General features: G+C 56.8%; 18 protein-coding genes, 2 tRNA genes and 1 rRNA gene. 14 read left to right on the top strand and 7 right to left on the bottom strand.

What is annotated here, in order from left to right:
- Positions 1-128 precede the first annotated feature (128 nt).
- Both rrf and FJV47_RS13325 read left to right on the top strand, forming a co-directional pair.
- A 5S ribosomal RNA gene (gene rrf, locus FJV47_RS13330) occupies positions 129-245 on the top strand.
- A 231-nt stretch (positions 246-476) separates the two neighbouring features.
- A complete protein-coding gene (locus FJV47_RS13325; protein WP_159613810.1) occupies positions 477-1,031 on the top strand; it encodes a dihydrofolate reductase family protein in 555 nt (184 codons plus the stop codon).
- 62 nt (positions 1,032-1,093) lie between these two features.
- Here the strand turns inward: FJV47_RS13325 and FJV47_RS13320 are convergent, their stop codons facing one another.
- Together FJV47_RS13320 and FJV47_RS13315 are read right to left on the bottom strand one after the other, a co-directional pair.
- Positions 1,094-2,581, bottom strand: coding sequence for a mannitol dehydrogenase family protein (locus tag FJV47_RS13320; RefSeq protein ID WP_159613808.1), 1,488 nt, complete (start codon positions 2,579-2,581; stop codon positions 1,094-1,096).
- Positions 2,582-2,614: 33 nt separating this feature from the next.
- Positions 2,615-3,928 carry an MFS transporter gene (locus tag FJV47_RS13315; RefSeq protein ID WP_159613806.1) on the bottom strand — a complete coding sequence of 438 codons (1,314 nt, stop codon included), beginning with the start codon at positions 3,926-3,928 and terminating at the stop codon, positions 2,615-2,617.
- Between the two features lie 142 nt (positions 3,929-4,070).
- Here FJV47_RS13315 and FJV47_RS13310 point away from each other — a divergent pair, with 142 nt between their 5' ends.
- Genes FJV47_RS13310 through FJV47_RS13280 form a run of 7 tightly spaced genes read left to right on the top strand, consistent with a single transcriptional unit; the run spans position 4,071 to position 9,236 of the window.
- Positions 4,071-4,907, top strand: coding sequence for a DeoR/GlpR family DNA-binding transcription regulator (locus tag FJV47_RS13310; RefSeq protein WP_159613804.1), 837 nt, complete (start codon positions 4,071-4,073; stop codon positions 4,905-4,907).
- A complete protein-coding gene (xylB, locus tag FJV47_RS13305) occupies positions 4,904-6,292 on the top strand; it encodes a xylulokinase (protein WP_159613802.1) in 1,389 nt (462 codons plus the stop codon). The genes FJV47_RS13310 and xylB overlap by 4 nt, the downstream gene beginning before the upstream one ends.
- Positions 6,293-6,318: 26 nt before the next feature.
- A complete protein-coding gene (locus tag FJV47_RS13300) occupies positions 6,319-7,188 on the top strand; it encodes a glycerophosphodiester phosphodiesterase family protein (protein ID WP_159613800.1) in 870 nt (289 codons plus the stop codon).
- 4 nt (positions 7,189-7,192) lie between these two features.
- Positions 7,193-7,879 (top strand): hypothetical protein, encoded by a 687-nt coding sequence (locus FJV47_RS13295; protein WP_159613798.1) that lies wholly within the window; start codon positions 7,193-7,195, stop codon positions 7,877-7,879.
- Positions 7,880-7,901: 22 nt separating this feature from the next.
- Entirely contained in the window at positions 7,902-8,591 is a 690-nt protein-coding gene (locus tag FJV47_RS13290; RefSeq protein WP_159613844.1) for an AzlC family ABC transporter permease, read from the top strand.
- The gene (locus FJV47_RS13285) at positions 8,588-8,905 is read left to right on the top strand and encodes an AzlD domain-containing protein (protein WP_159613796.1); all 318 of its coding nucleotides are present in this window, start codon (positions 8,588-8,590) and stop codon (positions 8,903-8,905) included. The genes FJV47_RS13290 and FJV47_RS13285 overlap by 4 nt, the downstream gene beginning before the upstream one ends.
- A gap of 25 nt (positions 8,906-8,930) precedes the next feature.
- The gene (locus FJV47_RS13280; RefSeq protein WP_159613794.1) at positions 8,931-9,236 is read left to right on the top strand and encodes a thiamine-binding protein; all 306 of its coding nucleotides are present in this window, start codon (positions 8,931-8,933) and stop codon (positions 9,234-9,236) included.
- Positions 9,237-9,242: 6 nt separating this feature from the next.
- Here the strand turns inward: FJV47_RS13280 and FJV47_RS13275 are convergent, their stop codons facing one another.
- Complete coding sequence (locus FJV47_RS13275; protein WP_159613792.1) at positions 9,243-9,623, bottom strand: hypothetical protein; 381 nt, start codon at positions 9,621-9,623, stop codon at positions 9,243-9,245.
- Positions 9,624-9,742: 119 nt separating this feature from the next.
- Between FJV47_RS13275 and FJV47_RS13270 the strand changes: the two genes are divergently transcribed.
- Together FJV47_RS13270 and FJV47_RS13265 are read left to right on the top strand one after the other, a co-directional pair.
- Positions 9,743-10,249 (top strand): GNAT family N-acetyltransferase, encoded by a 507-nt coding sequence (locus FJV47_RS13270; protein ID WP_235026464.1) that lies wholly within the window; start codon positions 9,743-9,745, stop codon positions 10,247-10,249.
- Positions 10,242-11,069 carry a spermidine synthase gene (locus tag FJV47_RS13265; protein WP_235026463.1) on the top strand — a complete coding sequence of 276 codons (828 nt, stop codon included), beginning with the start codon at positions 10,242-10,244 and terminating at the stop codon, positions 11,067-11,069. Before FJV47_RS13270 ends, FJV47_RS13265 begins: the two co-directional genes overlap by 8 nt.
- Here FJV47_RS13265 and FJV47_RS13260 read toward each other — a convergent pair.
- Both FJV47_RS13260 and FJV47_RS13255 read right to left on the bottom strand, forming a co-directional pair.
- Positions 11,066-11,569, bottom strand: a complete 504-nt coding sequence (locus tag FJV47_RS13260) for a DUF2087 domain-containing protein (RefSeq protein ID WP_159613788.1) — start codon at positions 11,567-11,569, stop codon at positions 11,066-11,068. The two genes, FJV47_RS13265 and FJV47_RS13260, sit on opposite strands and share 4 nt — an antisense overlap.
- Positions 11,570-11,662: 93 nt before the next feature.
- Positions 11,663-13,111 (bottom strand): NCS2 family permease, encoded by a 1,449-nt coding sequence (locus FJV47_RS13255; protein ID WP_200832013.1) that lies wholly within the window; start codon positions 13,109-13,111, stop codon positions 11,663-11,665.
- 169 nt (positions 13,112-13,280) lie between these two features.
- On the opposite strand from FJV47_RS13255, the gene FJV47_RS13250 reads away from it, so the two are divergent.
- Positions 13,281-14,255, top strand: a complete 975-nt coding sequence (locus tag FJV47_RS13250) for a universal stress protein (RefSeq protein ID WP_159613786.1) — start codon at positions 13,281-13,283, stop codon at positions 14,253-14,255.
- Between the two features lie 81 nt (positions 14,256-14,336).
- Here the strand turns inward: FJV47_RS13250 and FJV47_RS13245 are convergent, their stop codons facing one another.
- Together FJV47_RS13245 and FJV47_RS13240 are read right to left on the bottom strand one after the other, a co-directional pair.
- Positions 14,337-15,998, bottom strand: a complete 1,662-nt coding sequence (locus tag FJV47_RS13245) for an NlpC/P60 family protein (RefSeq protein WP_159613784.1) — start codon at positions 15,996-15,998, stop codon at positions 14,337-14,339.
- A gap of 524 nt (positions 15,999-16,522) precedes the next feature.
- Entirely contained in the window at positions 16,523-16,894 is a 372-nt protein-coding gene (locus FJV47_RS13240) for a metallopeptidase family protein (RefSeq protein ID WP_159613782.1), read from the bottom strand.
- Positions 16,895-17,030: 136 nt separating this feature from the next.
- Here FJV47_RS13240 and FJV47_RS13235 point away from each other — a divergent pair.
- Positions 17,031-17,103 (top strand) — tRNA-Glu (locus FJV47_RS13235).
- Between the two features lie 55 nt (positions 17,104-17,158).
- Positions 17,159-17,232, top strand: a tRNA-Asp gene (locus FJV47_RS13230).
- The last annotated feature ends 9 nt before the right edge of the window (positions 17,233-17,241 follow it).

Here is a 17,241-nt window from a genome sequence, read left to right as displayed (position 1 = left end):
ATGATCATTGCTGTTCGCGTTCACTATGCGGTTACGAGACAACAACCTTGATAACCACAAAACAAAACACAAGACGTTTTAACACCGAAAAACACATTCACCAAGTGGTTTGTGTGCTTCGTGATTGTTACGGCGGTCATAGCGTGGGGGAAACGCCCGGTCCCATACCGAACCCGGAAGCTAAGGCCCATTGCGCCGATGGTACTGCACTCGTGAGGGTGTGGGAGAGTAGGTCACCGCCGGACTTAACTTAATAATGTGTGGTTTGAGGCCCTGGACACAGAAGTGTTCAGGGCCTCACCCGTTTAACCAGCACTTTATGACGGTGCTACGAGACGTCGTTGGGTACTATCTGGCCCTTCGCTTTCAGGCCTTCTCTAAAGAGCTATCGAGTATCTGAAGATCTCTTGACGTTCCGCCCGGTGCGGCTCTAAAGTCAACGCACGCACTGCTCGTTGACTCAGGAGCATTTTCATATGGGGCATCTAACCTTTGCTATCAACGTCACCCTTGATGGCTGTACCGATCATCGAGTGGGTATCGCTGACGACGAGACTCATGCGTACTTCACTGACCTGATGGACCAACACGGTGCAATGCTGTGGGGGCGAACAACGTACGAAATGATGGAAGACTACTGGCCGCTGGTGGCAAGCGGGAAAATAGATGTACCTCAGGCGTTACTGGATTGGGCAATGAAACTTCAGGACAAACCCAAATATGTAGTTTCCTCCCAGCGCGAGAACTTCCCGTGGAATAACAGCCATCACTTGAATGGTGATTTAGCAGTCTCAGCTCAGACGCTGATAGAACGCACTCCCAAGGGGGTGCTGTTAGGTAGCGGCAAACTCGCCGCACAATTAGACCAACTTGGATTGATTGATGAGTATCGTTTTCTGATTCATCCGATTATCGCTGGGCACGGCCCACGCTTGTTTGGTCACCTATTGACGGATGCGCGGCATCTTAACCTGTGCGAATCGCAGAAGCTGAGTAACGGTGTGATAGCTGCAAATTATCGTCGCACATAATAAGCCGACTAGCCCCTGCATAGGATGCAGGGGTTAGTCGGCGTTACATGGTGAATGATGAACTAGTGGCTTGTGGCCTTCTGCCCCATGAGTTCTGCCAAGGTGGCCAGAGCGCCTTGCTCGTGCAAGGACTGAAGCGTCATCAGATACGGGGTAGTGAAGCGTTCGTCGTTGACTACATCTCCGAACAGGTCTTGCTGGCGCAGGAATGCCAGGGGATCTTCGCTGTGCTTGGACGCAGCGGCGTGGACTTCCTCGGCGAGCCGGTCAACGATGGTGATCGGCTCTCCTGACTCATCTGTGCCTTCGGCATAACGAGCCCAGCTGGCCACGATGGCCGCTGACAGGGTGACGTCGCGATTGGCGGCGAGGTTCTCGCGCACAACCGGCATGAGCCACTTGGGGATGCGGTCCGAGGAATCGGCGCAGAGTCGGGCGACGGTATCGGCCACGTATTCATTGCTGTAGCGCTCAATCAATTTGTGCTGATAGGCATCCAGATCTACTCCGGGGAGTTCACGAAGGGTCGGCTCGGCCTCCTGCTTCATGTAGCGCAGCAAGAAGTCTGCAAACAGCTGATTACGGGCCACATCGTGCACGGCGCGGTAGCCGGCGAGGTGTCCGAAGTAGCACAGGCCCTGATGGGTGGCGTTGAGCAGGCGCAGCTTCATCAGTTCGTAGGGCACCACATCATCGACCAGCTGCACGCCGGCTTCTTCGAAGGGTGGGCGGCCGGCAACAAATTTATCCTCGAGCGCCCACTGTTCGAAGTCTTCGCAGACTACGGGCCAAGCGTCTTCGATGCCATAGCTCGCGGTGACATCCTCACGGTCAGCATCGGTGGTGACCGGGGTAATGCGGTCCACCATGGAATTCGGGAAGGACACGTTGTGTTGGACCCAGTCACCGAATTCGGAATCCAGGGCCGAGGCAAAGGCACCAAACATCTTGTGCGCCACCTCGCCATTGCCCTGAATGTTATCGCAGCTCATGACCGTGAACGGTGCGATGTCGCGTTCACGACGCAGCTTGAGACCGGCGCTGATCAGCCCGAAGGTGGTGCGCGGTGAATCGGGATTGGCCAGGTCAGCGGCGATAGCCGGGTTTTTAAGGTCAAATTCTCCGGTTACCGGGTTCACGTTGTAACCGCCTTCGGTCACCGTCAGTGAAACGATGCGGATGGCTGGGTCGGCCAGTTGTTCGATGGCTGCGGTGAGGTCATCGGGCGCGTAGTGGAAGTCGAGGATCGAGCCGATCACATCGACTTCGCGCGAACCGTCGGGATTCTTGAGAACCAGGGTATACAAACCGTTGCTGTCCTTGAGCACGTCGCGCATGCGCTGGTCACTTTCCATCACGCCCATGCCGATAATGCCCCAGTCCAGGGCCTTGCCCTGGTTCATCAGCCGGTTCAGGTACATGGCCTGATGGGCGCGGTGGAACCCGCCGACACCAAAGTGCACAATGCCTGCGGTGATTTGGCTGCGGTCATACTGTGGGGTGGAGACTTGGGGGTCCAGCTGGTTCAGGGTGGTGTTGTTCAGTTTCATGGTTTTAGACTCCTTGGTCAGGATCACAGAGGTTTAGTGGGTGTCCAGCGCGATTGTGGGGGCCACGCCGTGGAAGCCTGGCTGGGTGCCGCGCAGCGCGTGGGACATAATGGCCGCGACCAGGTAGAGGCCGGCAAAGAGGAAGACCATGCCCGCGGCGCCGAGCACGTTGTAGAGCAGGGCCACTAGTAGTGGTCCGGCGAAGACGGCCGCACCGATACCGAGGTTGTAAGAGGCCATTGCGGCCCCGGGATGTTCGGGGGCGAGTGACACGGCGATGGCTGAGAGCGGCACAAAACCTGCCAAGCCGATGCCGAAGATCGCACCGATTACCAGGGTCAGCGGGTAGGCGAAGGCAAAACCGTTATCAACTGCCCAAGCTGGCACCACGTACAGCGCTGCCATGGAGATTGCGCAGAGCACTGCCCCGAACCACACCACAACTTTGGACCAACCTAGCTTGTCACCCAGGGCGCCGAAGAAGAGGTTGAACGGGATGTTGACCGCATAGATCACGGTGGTCAGGATCAAGAACTGACCTACGCTCCAGCCGAATCGATCCACAAATAGGGCAGGGAAGAAGATCGCCATACCGTAGGTAGGAACCGAATTAATGGTTCGAGTGAGCATCACCATGAGGGCCTTGCGGTTGCTGACCAGAAGGCGCAGGCCAAAGCTCATGGTCTTGAAGACCTGCTCGGGGTTGGCGACTAATGGTCCTCGTCCAGTTTTCTCTTTGACTCCGATCAATGCGATGCCCGCCCCGATGATGACAAGTGCCAAGGAAACCCAAAGGGTTTGGTAGTAGCTGAGCGAAAATAGGTCCAAGGAAGCGCTGGCGGTCAGCGCACCGAGCGTGGGAAGCCCGGAACTAAAAGCGACGTAGAACCATCCGATCGCCACGGCAAGCCGTTTGGCGTTGGCGGTGGCTGAAATCCAGACCAGAAATCCATAGGCAAAAAATGGGTAACCAAATCCGCGTAGGCCGTATGCGATGAAGATTAGCGGCATGCTCGAGGTGTTCAGCGCGACGCCCAAAAAGAGCAATTCGAAGATGACCCAGATGCCGGCACCGATGATCATCACCTTGCGCGGACCCCACAGGTCGGAGAGCGAGGCGGAGAGGAAGGCCGCGATCGCGACGGCCACGCCATAAATTGTCACGAGGGTGCCGGCCAATGGGATGGAAAATCCGTGTTCACCGGTCAGATACGGAGAGAGGATGTTGGTCTCTACGCCGTCGCCGATCATGAAGATCATTAGGCCGACAAATCCCCACAGCAGCGGACGGGGCAGCCCTAGACGATCAAAGATCGTTTGCTGGGCTGGCGTTGAATTCTGGGTCATGACGCTCCTTTGCGTTCGGCCAAACCGGTGTGATCAATGGAACCAATCTAACATCAATAAAACAAACTCAACAGATTTTTTGTTAAAAACTTCGGAAAAGTGATGTTTTGAGAGTTGCGACGCAGCATCTATCATCAGAGATGTGGCAAATCACGAATTCGATGTTGAAAATGATGCACCCGGTTCCATTCAGGGACTGCACCCCGAGCTGAGGCGCGATGAGATCACCGCGCACGTGAATAAAGTGCGCAGTACCCGGGTAGAAGAGCTCGCGGAACTCTTCTCGGTCAGCGCTATGACCATCCACCGCGACTTGGACTATCTGGCCAAAGAAGGTCGGATTGAGCGCATCCGGGGCGGCGCCCGCGCGATCACCGCCCGGCTGGCCGAACGCGACGTGCGACTACGTCGTCATCTGAATTCAGATCTTAAAGACCAGCTTGCTGCCACCGCGGCGCAGCTGATCGAGCGTAATTCGGTGATCGCGCTGGATGACTCCACGACCGTTGGTGCCATTGGAGCCCACCTGGAAGAACGCGAACCCTCTACCGTCATTACCCACTCGTTGGCATTGATGGGTGCGGTATCGGCGATGGCGCATATCGATATGGTGGGGCTCGGCGGACAGTACTATGCCGAAACCGACTCTTTTCTCGGCTCCATTGTGGACGAGCAAGCCCAAAGGCTGATGGCCGATGCAGTGTTTGTTTCGACGACCGCAATCAAGAACAACGCTCTGCTACACCCCGATGCAGAGGCGGCACGCACTAAACGCAGCCTGCTGAAAATGGGGCGACGCAAGGTCTTAGTGGTGGACTCCAGCAAATTTGAATCGGCAGGGATCTATCACGTGATGGATCTGGCCGAATTTGATGACGTGGTCATCGACGACGGACTCGATGAGGCGTTATTAAACCAATTACAGGGGCTGGGCCCACGAATCCACATTGTCAACACCTCTGCAAAGGCGCAGTCATGAAACCAACTTATGTCCTGGGCATCGACTCGTCGACCCAATCCTGCAAGGCGCTCTTGGTCAACGCAGCTACCGGCGAAGTGGTGGCCGAACAGCGCAGCGGGCATCCGCAGGGAACCCAAGTTGATCCGCAGCACTGGATCACGGCTTTAGAAGAAGCCACCGAGGGATTGTTGGAACGAGCCAGTGCGGTATCAATTGCAGGGCAACAACACGGCATGGTGGCGCTGGATGAGCAGGGCGAACCCGTACGTGAAGCCATGCTCTGGAACGACATTTCCTCCGCGCCGCAAGCCAGAGAACTGACCGAAGAACTTGGTGGAGCGGCCGCCAGTGCGCGGAAGATCGGTAGCGTTCCGGTGGCCTCGCTGACCGTGAGCAAACTGCGCTGGCTGCGTGATCACGAGCCACAGAATGCAGCGCGTACCGCCCAGGTCCTGTTGCCACACGACTACCTCACCTGGCATTTGGGTGGACGCAAGGAAATAGTGACCGATCACGGGGATGCCTCCGGCACCGGATACTATGACCCGGCTGGACGTCGCTTCTTGCCAGAGCTCGCCGCCAGTGCGCTGGGACATCCGGTGACGTTGCCACGTTTGGCGCAGGCCAACGAGGCGGTAGGGCGCACCGTCAGCGGGGCGATGATCGGGGCCGGCACTGGAGATAATATGGCGGCCGCACTGGGACTGGATCTGCAACCGGGGGATGTCTGCATCTCGATCGGGACCTCCGGGGTGGCCTCCGCCGTGGTGAGTCAGAGTGTGCACGACGGTAGCGGTATGGTCAATGGCTTTGTTGCCGCCGACGGAAAGTACTTGCCACTGGCCTGTACCCTGAACGGAGCACCGGTGCTGGACTTTGGCGCACGGATGCTGGGGGTGGGACAACAAGAATTCTCTGACCTGGCCCTAGCTGCCGAGCCCGGGTCCCAGGGAGTTGTGTTGCTACCGTACTTCGGCGGGGAGCGTACCCCTAACAGGCCTGAAGCTACCGGACTTTTGCAGGGACTGCGAAGCACCACGACTCGAGAGCAGATCGCCCGTGCTTATGTGGAAGGGCTGTTGTGTTCCATGAAGGATGCGGTAGCTGCGCTGGAGGCAAGTACCAAGGTGGCGACGCGACGGATCTTGCTGATCGGCGGAGGTGCACAGTCCGAAGCGGTACGCGTGATCGCCCCACAGATTTTTGGGGTGGCCGTTGATGTTCCGCAGACCGCAGAATACGTGGCGCTGGGTGCCGCACGACAAGCGGCCTGGGCCCTTAGCGGTGACGAGCAACCACCGGTGTGGGACATCGCTGATTCCACCGGCTACCAAGCGACACCACGCCCCGAAATTTATGCTCACTACGCCAAGCTACGTGATGACACCGAAGGCTGGGAATAGCACCAATATCGCGTAGCGTAGGGATTATGGATACGCGCTTTTTTGCCCACCGCGGCAGTTCCCATAAGTACTCGGAGAATACCCGGGCCGCCTACTTACAAGCCATTGACGAGGGTGCGGACGGGATCGAATGCGACGTCCACTTGAGTCTGGACGGGCAAGTGGTGTGCCATCACGATCCCACGGTGGATCGTACCTCTGATGCCTCCGGATTGGTCTCGAGCTTCACCCTAGAGCAGCTGAAGGCCATGGATTTCACCGGAGTGGTTCCCGCCGAAGTGCCGGTGGAGTACGGCACGGAAAATGAGCAATTGCTCAGCTTGGATGAGCTATTGGAGCTGATCGAGCAGCGCGGGACTCCGATAGGCCTGGCCGTGGAAATTAAGCACCCCAGCCCCTACGGATACCTGCTCGAAGATCGCGTGATTCAGGTGTTGCAGACCCACGGCTTTGATCCGCAAACTGGTCGTGCCGGAAGCCGCGGACAGATCGCGGTGACCCTGATGAGCTTTGAACCAAACTCGTTGCGCTATCTGGGGCGCACCGTGAATACCGAGCTACTGTGCCAGCTGATGACCGAGGTGAACCCCGAGTACATCCAGGAGCTGCTTGATTCCGGACAGGTCGCTAGGGCAGCGGTGTATTCGGTGCTCTACCGATCGGTGGCCGAAGGCATCGAACTGATTAACGCGGGCGGGGCCGGTGTTATCGGATCGGGTGTCGCCTGGACGCGGGTGAATGAACAGATGGTTCGAAGCTGGCTGGAGCAAGGCCTCAAAGCCAGAATTTGGACCGTGGACCGTGCCGCAGACGCACAGTATTTGATCGATCTTGGGGTCGGGGAACTCACCAGCAACCGTCCGGTAGAACTTCGCAGGGAATTGGAACAGCACTAGAACAATGAGCACCTACAGCACCGAACAGGTCAACCTGTACCTACAGGACACCTATGTTTTTAGTACCGAAGCCACCGTCATTGCGGCCGGCGAGGACGAGCAGGGCAATTGGCTGGCAGTTAGCCCCAATATTTTTCATCCGCGCGGCGGCGGACAACCCGAGGACTCGGGCACCGTGGACGGGCAACAGGTCGCGGTGCAGCGCAGCGAAGATGGGTTGGTAATTCTGCGCGGGGCCGAAGCGAAGCCGGTCGGAGCGCAAGTGAGTACACAGATCGACCGCGAACTGCGCTTGAAGCATGCCGCCTTGCACACCGCCGGGCATATCGTAGGTTTCGCCGGGGAACAGCGCGGATGGCAGCACAAGGGACATTCACATTTCCCCGGTCAGGCGCGCCTTGATTTTGATCCTTCCAGCGTGGATTTACCGTTGAGCGATGACGCTGAGCGCGCTGTTGCTAAAACTTGGCTGCAGCAGCGAGTAGATGAGCTGATCGCTGGTGGCGCACAGATCACCACGAGTATGGATGAGCAAGGAACCCGAACCGTCACCATCCACGGAATCAACGCCGAACTATGCGGCGGAACCCATGTCAGCCACGTGAATCAGTTGACAGGTTTCAGCATTGGCGAGGCCAAGGTCAAACGTGGGGTCTATAAGGTCCGCTACGAGGCCAGCCACGGTGACTAAATTTTTGACCCCGGCAACCAAGATGGGATTGTCCATCTCGATCGCCACCGGGTTGTACGGTATCTCCTTTGGCGCGCTGTCGATCGCTGCGGGTTTGAACCTGTGGCAGACGGTCGCGCTGAGCGCGCTGATGTTCACCGGCGGATCGCAATTTGCCTTTATCGGCGTGATCTCCGGTGGCGGGGCAGGCCCGGCAGCCTTTTCTGCTGCCTCACTGCTGGGTGTGCGAAATGCCGTCTATGGCATGCAGATCAAACAAACGCTGCGTCCGCGGGGAGTGGAGGTACCGTGGATGGCCCAGGTGACCATCGACGAATCGACCGCGGTGAGCTTGGGACAAGTGCAGAGCTCGGAAAAACGACGTGGTTTTATCACCACCGGGCTCGGAGTCTACATTTTGTGGAATCTGTTCACACTGGTGGGCGCATTACTGGGTGAACGAATGGGAGATCCGGCAGTCTGGGGACTTGATGGTGCCGCGGTGGCGGCCTTTATTGGTCTGCTGTGGCCCAGGCTAACCTCGGTGCAGCCAGCGATGATCGCGGTGGCTGCGGCCATCGTGACCGCTCTGGCCGTGCCATTGACCGCTGCCGGTTTGCCGATTTTGATTACCGCCCTTTGCGCAGCGCTCTATGCGGTGATGACGGTGCGCAAAAAACCTAGGGCCACCGAGCATTCGAAGCTTGAACGAGTTAATGAGGATCGGCCATGAGCGAGTTAAGCTGGTGGGTTCTGGCGGCGTGCCTCACGGCCTACGTCATCAAACTTTGCGGCTATTTTGTGCCGCGTAAGGTGCTCGATTCTCCATTGATGACCCATGTAGCCTCGACGCTCACCGTGGCGTTGCTGGCTTCGCTGGTGACGGTTAATGCGTTTACCTCGGGCCAGGAATTGGTGCTTGACGCGCGCATTGGAGCCTTAGCTGCAGCGATTATTGCGTTAATTTTCAAGGCACCATATTTGGTGGTGGTGCTCGCTGGTGCGCTAGCTGCAGTGCTACTACGTGCCACCGGGCTAGCGGCCTAAGGGCTAGAGGTGCGAGAGTAGAAGCATGATTGTTGCTTTTTCTGTAGCCCCTAGTAATGACAACCCCAACGGCTCGGTCCACGATGCCGTCGCCGAAGCGGTGAAGATTGTGCGAGATTCGGGTTTGCCTAACCGGACTAGCTCCATGTTCACCGAAATTGAAGGCGAATGGGACGAGGTCATGGAGGTAGTCAAACAGGCCACCATGGCCGCCGGAAAGTTTGGCTCGCGCGTTTCTTTGGTGCTTAAAGCAGATATTCGCCCCGGTTATGAGGGCGAAATCGATGCGAAAATTCAGCGGCTTGAGAAGGCTATTGAAGATAGCAAGTAGTGATCGTTAGCGCGCGGAGCGGTGTTCGCTGAAGCTACGTTCAACCTCATCGTCGGCGTCCTGGTCAAAAGGTGGCGACTTGATGATGAAAAAGTATACGGCCACCGCGCATAAGACGGCGGCTGGCGCCCCAACCCAGAGTGCGTACTCGGTATTGCGAACCAGACCTGCAACCACCGGGCCGATGAGCATTGGAACGATGTAGTAGTAGTGCTTGGGGGTAGCTGGACCCCAGAAGCGTTCCAGCTTTGAGATGAGGCTGAATCCGGCAGCCAAAAGCACGCATCCGAGCAGAATGACCCAGAGGGTCGAAGAGAGGCTGATAGTCAGGGTCAGGGAGCCAACCAGTCCGGCCGTCAGATAGGCGTACTTCGTATTTTGATGCAACCCTGCTCCCATCTCTGCCTCAGTTCGTCTGTTCCTATATGAGTATTTTTTCAAACACTTGGAGAGTTCGCAATCATACTTAAGTAGGAGGGGTGCCGTAGTCTAGAAAAGTGCCACAAATGAACGACTACCGAATCCGGCTGGCTACCGAAAACGACGTACGCCCAGCACTGGAAATGAAACTTCAATCCTGGCGTGAGGCCTATGCCGCGCTACGCGAACCATCATTTTTTGATCACCATGAGCGAGAGCTCGAGGGCCAAGTGGCCTGGTGGGAACGTGGCCTAGCATCCGGCGCGCAATTTTTTATTGCCGAAGATGCACAGGGGAAAATTATCGGCCTTGCCGGTGGCACCCCCACCATTGAAGAAGACCAAGATGCCGGGGTAGAAATCGAGCTGGGCATGCTCTACGTTGCCTCGCAGTACTACGGCAGTGGGCTGGGCGCACACCTCATGGAATTAGTGCTCGGCCAGCGCGAGGCGTTGGTCTGGGTGATCGAAGGCAATGATCGGGCTCTGGCCTTTTTTGAAAAGCACGGCTTTAAAGCAGATGGAACCACCGAAGCCTTGGTAGGTACCTGGCAAGGCCTCAATGAACGACGGATGGTGCGCGTTAATGGCTAGGGATGCCAAGGACCCGTTGCTCGGTGAATTCCCGATCGACACCGGAACCGCCATTATTGAAGCAGACCCCTACGGCGGCAACCGCTACATTCTGAAGGTCAACTCGGTGCCCTCCTCGCATATTGACCTGGATGATCCTACCTACTTGGATTTCGAGTACATGCGTTGGATGGAACCGATTTTTACTTTCGGATTCCCGGCCCAGGACTATGACGGCCGCGCCCGCAAGCTGCGAGTTCTGCATTTAGGCGGTGGTGGCTGCTCGATGGCCCGCTGGGTTGCTGCCAGCTACGAGAACGCTCGCCAAGTAGTGGTGGAACTAGACGCCAAGCTCGCCGAATTAGTGCGAACATCCTTTGACGTGCCGCGTGCGCCGTTGGTGCGCCTGCGCGTGGGGGACGCCGGGCAGGTGCTGCCTACACTCAGCGACGAGAGCCGCGACGTGATTATCCGCGACGTCTTCGCCGGAAGCACCACCCCACGACAGCTGACCACCGTTGACTATGCCCGGCACGCACAGCGGGTCCTGGATCATGGTGGCGTGTACATCATGAACTGTGGAGACACCGCGGATCTAGCCGGAGCCAAGGCCGAAGCTGCCACCCTACTAGAGGTATTTGAGCACGTGGCGATGATCGCCGACCCACCGATGCTTAAGGGGCGTCGCTACGGCAACATCGTGTTCCTAGCCAGCGACGAACCGCTAAAGCTCGGCGCCGGATTTGAACGTAATCTGCGCACCGCCCCGTTGCCAGCGCAACTTGTCTCTGGGGCCGGCGTGCAACGTTTTGCCACCGGGGCTACCCCGATTCGCGACTAGTCGGAGGGTCCTAACTGGTAGCTGGAGCCGTCGGCTGCACGCAACAAGAGCGCGTGGTCGACCATGAATCGGCGCAACAGGGCCACATCCTGATGGAAGACCCGCAAGCGTTCATTAAGCTGTTCTTCGCGCAGGCGCTCGCCGTCGGTAATCACCGCATCACGGATGTAGAGCATCACTGCGTGGCGGTCTGCTGGCTTGGCGGGCATGGTGCTTAGCTTGTGCCCGGTGAAAAAGCGTTGGATGCCGCTAGACTCGGGTTTCTGCGCGGACGCTTGTTGTAGCGTCCGATCCAAAAATTGCTCATTGATTTTCCACTGCTCTGCTTCGTGGGTCAACAAGCCGATCTTCTGCCAACGGGCAAGATCCTTGCTCTGCGACTTGCTTGGTGCTGCCGGTATTTGTGTGCCCGCGAGTACTTCGCCCAGCAGCTGACGCATGGAAGCATTTTTTAGACCCGCGGCTACCTGGATCCATTGGTTCGCCGGTTGCTCATTCATATGCACCATCCTAGCCAGCTGCACTCTCACCGGGGGCACAACAGCCCGCCATGACTAGGTCATGACGGGCTGTTGTCGACGGATCCTAAGGGTTTAGACCCCGGCCCACATCTCAATCAGGCCGATGCCGAAGAACAGCACAAACGCGGCGGAGACAACCCACATCAGTGGGTGGATTTCCTTGGCGCGGCCCTGGGTGGCGCGGATGAAGACGTAGGAGATGAAACCTGCACCGATACCGTTGGCGATCGAGTAGGTAAATGGCATCAGGGTGAAGGTCAGGAACGCTGGCAGCGCAATGCCCCAGTCATTCCAGTCGATCTTGGCGATCTGGGTGATCATCATGAAACCAACTACAACCAGTGCCGGAGCGACAGCTTCGAAAGGCACCAGGTAGATCAGTGGGCTCAGGAACATGGCAACGATCATCAGCAGGCCTGTGACCACCGAGGCCAGACCCGTACGTGCGCCTTCGCCGATGCCCGCCCCGGACTCCACGAAGATCTGCGCCGAGGAGCTAGAGGTACCGCCACCGACGATCGCGCCAGCGGCATCAACCATCAGCACCTTGTCCACGTTCTCGATCTTGCCGTTTTCATCCATGGTGCCGGCCTCGGAAGCCAAGCCCACCATGGTGCCCATGGCGTCGAAGAAGATCGACAGCAAGATCACGAAGGCCAACAGCGAAGCGGCGGTGAAGCCTAGCTTGTTGAAGGCGCCAAAGATATTGACGTGCCCGATCAACGACAGGTCAGGCAGGGTCCAGTTAGGCATAGAAGGAACAACCAGCGACCAGGTACCGGTCTTGAAGGTGCCAATGTGGAAGATTGCTTCAAGGATGTTGGCGATCACTGCCGAGACGACGATCCCGATCAGGATCGCGCCCTTAACCTTGCGAACTACCAGAGCCATGGTCAGCAGCAGGCCAATGATGAAGACCAGAATTGGCCAACCCATCAGTTCGCCATCAAAACCAAGTCCTACCGGCACAGTGGTCTTCGCGGCATCTGGCACACGCTGCACGAAACCAGCGTTTACCAAACCGATCAGGGCAATGAACATACCGATACCAACCACGATGGCGGTCTTGAGCCCTGCCGGCACCGCGTTGAAGACCGCGGTTCTGAAGCCGGTGAGCACCAAGATGAACATGACAACACCGGCAACCAATACCAGTCCCATGACATCAGGCCAGGTAAGTTCCGGGTTGGTGGCCACAGTGATGGCCACAAAGGCATTCACACCAAGGCCCGTGGCCATGGCGAAGGGATGCCGGGCCCAGATGCCCATGATGATGGTCAGGATGCCGGCGACAAAGGCGGTGACCGCGGCAACGCGCTGGATACCCAACTCGCCACCCGAAGCGTCAGCACCGGAAAGTACCAGTGGGTTCAGGACAACGATGTAGCTCATCGCGAAGAAGGTGGCGATGCCGCCGCGCACTTCGGTAGAGAACGTGGAACGGCGTTCAGAAATCTTAAAATAACGATCTATGCGCGCGCTCATGGAGCTCTCTGGCGCAGTTTTGGTGGAGGAGGACATAGAAAAATTCTATGTTGTTTTAGTTGCGTATTGATACCTAATCTCCAACTAACTAGGCGCAATCAAAAATCTTTAGACCCAACTCACACCTCTAAGTGCCAAACCAAGTACATTGGAGGTAAGAGAAGTCACATTCATGGTGAATGACAGTGAAGAAGGAGCGATTCTGATGAGTGATCAAACGCCAGTCGCAGCAGAGAAAATCGAAGGCATCGTCGTCGGTGTTGACGGTTCGCAACAGAGCAAATGCGCTTTGCGTTGGGCAGAGCGAGAGGCGGTACGCCGTGGCAGCGTACTAAATATTGTCTCGGCCTACACCATCCCGGTTTTTGCTGCTTCCTCGATGGATGCAGGCTACTCAACTTTGGATGATGACTTGATTCGCGGCGGAGCGGAAGAAATCGTTCGCCAGGCCAGGGCCGAGCTTGAAGGCAGTACTGCAAATATTCGCACCTACATCGAGTCCGGAGATCCGGCCGGTGTGCTGCTGGACCTGAGTCAGGATGCGGAGCTAGTGGTCGTAGGTACCCGAGGACGGGGTGGCTTTGTCGGCCGTTTGCTTGGCTCGGTCTCATCGGCATTGCCGGCACACTCCAAATGCCCAACCGTTGTGGTGCCATTGTGCATGTCTAAAGAGCAAGAAAACGGTGCAGAGAATAATGTCGACCGCAAAGCGGTGGTAGTGGGTATCGATGGTTCGGAACGTGCTCGTTCGGCAGTGCTAGCTGGCGCGGATGCGGCGATGGCCATCGGCTTGCCGATTCGACTAATTTGCGCGGTGCCTCCGGTGGGTGCAGCGCTTGCATGGATGCCAGCGACCATTGACCAGGAAGCGGTGCTAGAAGACGTCCGCTACCAGATGGGGGTAGGTACCAGATGGTTGAATTCCCACTACCCGGATCTGAAGATCGAAACCGACGTGGTTTCAGGTCCTCCGGTCGAGGTGCTTATTCGCGAGTCTGAACATGCAGTGCTTACGGTAACTGGTTCACGAGGCCGTGGCGGGTTCACCGGTATGCTGCTGGGCTCCACATCGCAAGGCGTGCTGCACCATTCAAAGGGGCCAGTGATGGTGGTTCCTGATTCGGATGATCCGCGCCTGGAAGACCGACACAAGTTTGATACTCGCGCTCAAGAGCAGTAGCGCGAGAGTTATCGCTAACTAAAAAGAGCAACGGCCACGCACCCAAAGGGTGCGTGGCCGTTGCTCTACGTTGGTAGCTGCTTAGTAGCGGGCGGCCTGTGAGTAGAGGTTGTTGACCCAGCTCAGTGGCGTTACCGAAATACCAGCGCTTGGGTTACGGGCGTGAACTACATTGCCGTTACCGATGTAGATTGCCACGTGGTAGAACGATGCTCCACCGTTGGAGGAGGAGAACACCAGGTCACCTGGGCGCAGATTGCTCAGCGACACGTGCTGTGGAGCGCTAAAGAACTGCTGAGTGGACGTACGTGGAAGGCTAATGCCCGACTGGCTGTACGCACGCTGCGAGAAGCTCGAGCAGTCAAATGCGTTTGGACCATTGCCACCGTAAACGTAGTACTTGCTTGGATCGTCAGCGGTCTTCAAAGCCCAAGCGAAGGCTGCTGAATAGCTACGGCCTGAAGACTCTGGCTCAGGCTCAGCGGTCTTGGTTGGTTTCGGCTCTGCAGTTTTAGTTGGCGTTGGCTTCGGGGTTGGCTTTGGAGTAGCCGTCTTCGTTGGTTTCGGCTCTGCAGTTTTGGTTGGCTTTGGGGTAGCCGTCTTCGTAGGCTCAGGGTCAGCCGTCTTGGTCGGCTTAGGCTCTGCAGTCTTAGTCGGTTCCGGCTCGGCGGTCTTGGTCGGTTCCGGCTCGGCGGTCTTGGTCGGCTCCGGTTCCGCAGTCTTGGTAGGCTCTGGGTCGGCTGACCTAACAGGTTCAGGTGCAAGGGTCGGGGTGACGGTGTCCACCTCTAGGGCCTTCGGCTTGACCGTTGCTTCGTCTTTAGAGTCTTCGCTTGGCTCAAGTTCCTGTGGTGCTGCTACAGCCAGTGGCTTGACAGCTTCAGGCGATTCTTTGGGAGCTTCAGCGGTGTCGGCGGTAGCGATGACTTCCTGGAGGGCAGCTTCCTGCTCTTCAGCCTCTTTTTTCTCAACTGCCTTGCGGACTTCAGCTTTTTCTTTCTGCTGCAAAGTAGCAAGGTTGCTGATTAGTTCATCGCGAAGTTTCTTTTCCGGATCAACAGCGTTCTCGTAGGTGCTCAAGGTGCTGTTGGCGGTGGCCGCAGCTTCATCGTATTTAGTGGCAGCGTCTTGTGCGGCACTTTGGGCTGCGTCAGCGTATTCCTGCCACGCGGTTACCAAGGACTCTGCTTCAGACGCGGTGTTGACTGACTTAACCTGCTGCTCGCTCAGCGCATCGATCGTGGCGGCCTTCTGGAACAGGTCACCGTTCTGGTTGTCATCCAGCAGGAGACCCAGAGTGGAGTTCCCGGCACCATTGCGGTAAATGTCCGAGGCGATCGCGCCCAGGTCCTTGCGGCTCTGTGCCAGATATGTCTTTGCGTACTCAAGCTGTTTGACTGCCTTTTCGGCGTCGGCGGTGCGCAGGTCGCGTTCTTCGCCGGCAGAGAGTAGTGACTCTTGTGCCTGAGCGGCTTCGTTTTCAACTCGTTGCATCTCGGCACGGCTAGAAGCCAGTGACTCTTCGATGCGAGCGATCATCGCATTGGTCGAGTCTTTGTTCTTCTTCGCTTCCTTGATCTCTGCATCTGTAGGCAGAGCGGATGCGTTAGGTGCTGCTGCGATAGAGATTGCGGTAGGGAACGTAGCAACGGTTGATGCAGATGCAGGTAGAGCACCGGCAAGGCAGGATGCTGCTAGGGCAAGTGTGCTTGCAGCGACACCGAGCGTGTGGCGAGTAGCCATATCGTTCCTCACTAAGTACGTGGATGACGTGGAACCTCTAAACGAGACTTTCTGAGGTAGAAAGATCACGATTCGGATAAGGCTCCAGATAGCACATTAGGCTAATCGCGACACACTTGGCAACACTGTTCACATCAGTCACATGAATCCCAAACATGTAATTTATCAGCGGTTATTCGGGGTGATCTGCGGGAACATGCGATTGGTCAGCGTCAACTTTCTGAAAGAAAGCTTGGAAAAATTTTTAGAAAGCGTAGCCCGTTGCGTTACACCAAAGGCCATTGATGAAGCTTTGGTAACGCGAACCACGGAACTCGAAGCGTGAATCATGCCGGTCCCAAAAAGTGGATGCATTAATAGGGAGCGTTTGTGAAAGTGGTGAAGCGAACGAGCGGTCTTGAGCTGCCCTGGGGCTTGGCGCAGGATAAATCGTGTGGCATGCCTCTCGTTCAATAGGCTTCTCACCACGGAACTTAGTGCAATTTGTGAGGCAGATCTCAAAACAAGTTTTTGCTAATTTTGGCTCAAGACCACCCCAGTGCATGCAATTTTTCGTCGTCGATACCGAAGTGGTGAGCCACTTCGTGCATGACCGTAATGCCAACTTCGCGCACCACTTCATCGTGTGTTTCGCATGCTTTCAAGGTTGGGTTCTTGAAGATTGTTATGCGGTCGGGCAGGGCTCCAGCACTCCACCCTGCGTCTCTCTCGGTGAGGGCGGTCCCCTCGTATAGCCCCATAATTTCAAGGTTTTTTGGCTCTCCGGGGAGTGGCGTGTAGTCATCTTCAATGAAGAAGATGACGTTTTGCATCATGGCGAAGATGGCGTCGGGGATGGAATCAATGGCGCGCTCGACTAGCTGTTCAAACTCGTCGTCACTGATGTTCAAAAGCATGATTTCAGCCTAGGTCAGAGACCTGAGATCAGAGTCAAAATTTCGGTCAGGGCGCCGATTTTGCGAAATCAAAAAACCTACGTATAGTTATTGGAGTCCGCTACGGAGAGGCAACAAACCGAAGCGAACAACTTAGGCCCCCATCGTCTAGCGGCCTAGGACACCGCCCTTTCACGGCGGCGGCACGGGTTCGAATCCCGTTGGGGGTACAAACAATCATTCTGTGATTGTTAGATGAAGAAATTCATTGGCTTGCGAAAGCAAGGCCCTGTAGCGCAGTTGGTTAGCGCGCCGCCCTGTCACGGCGGAGGTCGCGGGTTCAAGTCCCGTCAGGGTCGCATACAAAC

The sequence above is a fragment of the Glutamicibacter sp. JC586 genome (assembly GCF_009805585.1).
Classification (GTDB): domain Bacteria; phylum Actinomycetota; class Actinomycetes; order Actinomycetales; family Micrococcaceae; genus Glutamicibacter.
This window is presented reverse-complemented; position numbering and strand designations above follow the sequence as displayed.

Bases quoted from the DNA above. Each gene is read 5' to 3' on its own strand.
- FJV47_RS13325 (WP_159613810.1), top strand. From the start codon at position 477: ATGGGGCATCTAACCTTTGCTATCAACGTCACCCTTGATGGCTGTACC.
- FJV47_RS13320 (WP_159613808.1), bottom strand. From the start codon at position 2,581: ATGAAACTGAACAACACCACCCTGAACCAGCTGGACCCCCAAGTCTCC.
- FJV47_RS13315 (WP_159613806.1), bottom strand. From the start codon at position 3,928: ATGACCCAGAATTCAACGCCAGCCCAGCAAACGATCTTTGATCGTCTA.
- xylB (WP_159613802.1), top strand. From the start codon at position 4,904: ATGAAACCAACTTATGTCCTGGGCATCGACTCGTCGACCCAATCCTGC.
- FJV47_RS13300 (WP_159613800.1), top strand. From the start codon at position 6,319: ATGGATACGCGCTTTTTTGCCCACCGCGGCAGTTCCCATAAGTACTCG.
- FJV47_RS13295 (WP_159613798.1), top strand. From the start codon at position 7,193: ATGAGCACCTACAGCACCGAACAGGTCAACCTGTACCTACAGGACACC.
- FJV47_RS13290 (WP_159613844.1), top strand. From the start codon at position 7,902: ATGGGATTGTCCATCTCGATCGCCACCGGGTTGTACGGTATCTCCTTT.
- FJV47_RS13285 (WP_159613796.1), top strand. From the start codon at position 8,588: ATGAGCGAGTTAAGCTGGTGGGTTCTGGCGGCGTGCCTCACGGCCTAC.
- FJV47_RS13280 (WP_159613794.1), top strand. From the start codon at position 8,931: ATGATTGTTGCTTTTTCTGTAGCCCCTAGTAATGACAACCCCAACGGC.
- FJV47_RS13270 (WP_235026464.1), top strand. From the start codon at position 9,743: ATGAACGACTACCGAATCCGGCTGGCTACCGAAAACGACGTACGCCCA.
- FJV47_RS13265 (WP_235026463.1), top strand. From the start codon at position 10,242: ATGGCTAGGGATGCCAAGGACCCGTTGCTCGGTGAATTCCCGATCGAC.
- FJV47_RS13260 (WP_159613788.1), bottom strand. From the start codon at position 11,569: ATGAATGAGCAACCGGCGAACCAATGGATCCAGGTAGCCGCGGGTCTA.
- FJV47_RS13255 (WP_200832013.1), bottom strand. From the start codon at position 13,111: ATGTCCTCCTCCACCAAAACTGCGCCAGAGAGCTCCATGAGCGCGCGC.
- FJV47_RS13250 (WP_159613786.1), top strand. From the start codon at position 13,281: ATGAGTGATCAAACGCCAGTCGCAGCAGAGAAAATCGAAGGCATCGTC.
- FJV47_RS13245 (WP_159613784.1), bottom strand. From the start codon at position 15,998: ATGGCTACTCGCCACACGCTCGGTGTCGCTGCAAGCACACTTGCCCTA.
- FJV47_RS13240 (WP_159613782.1), bottom strand. From the start codon at position 16,894: ATGCTTTTGAACATCAGTGACGACGAGTTTGAACAGCTAGTCGAGCGC.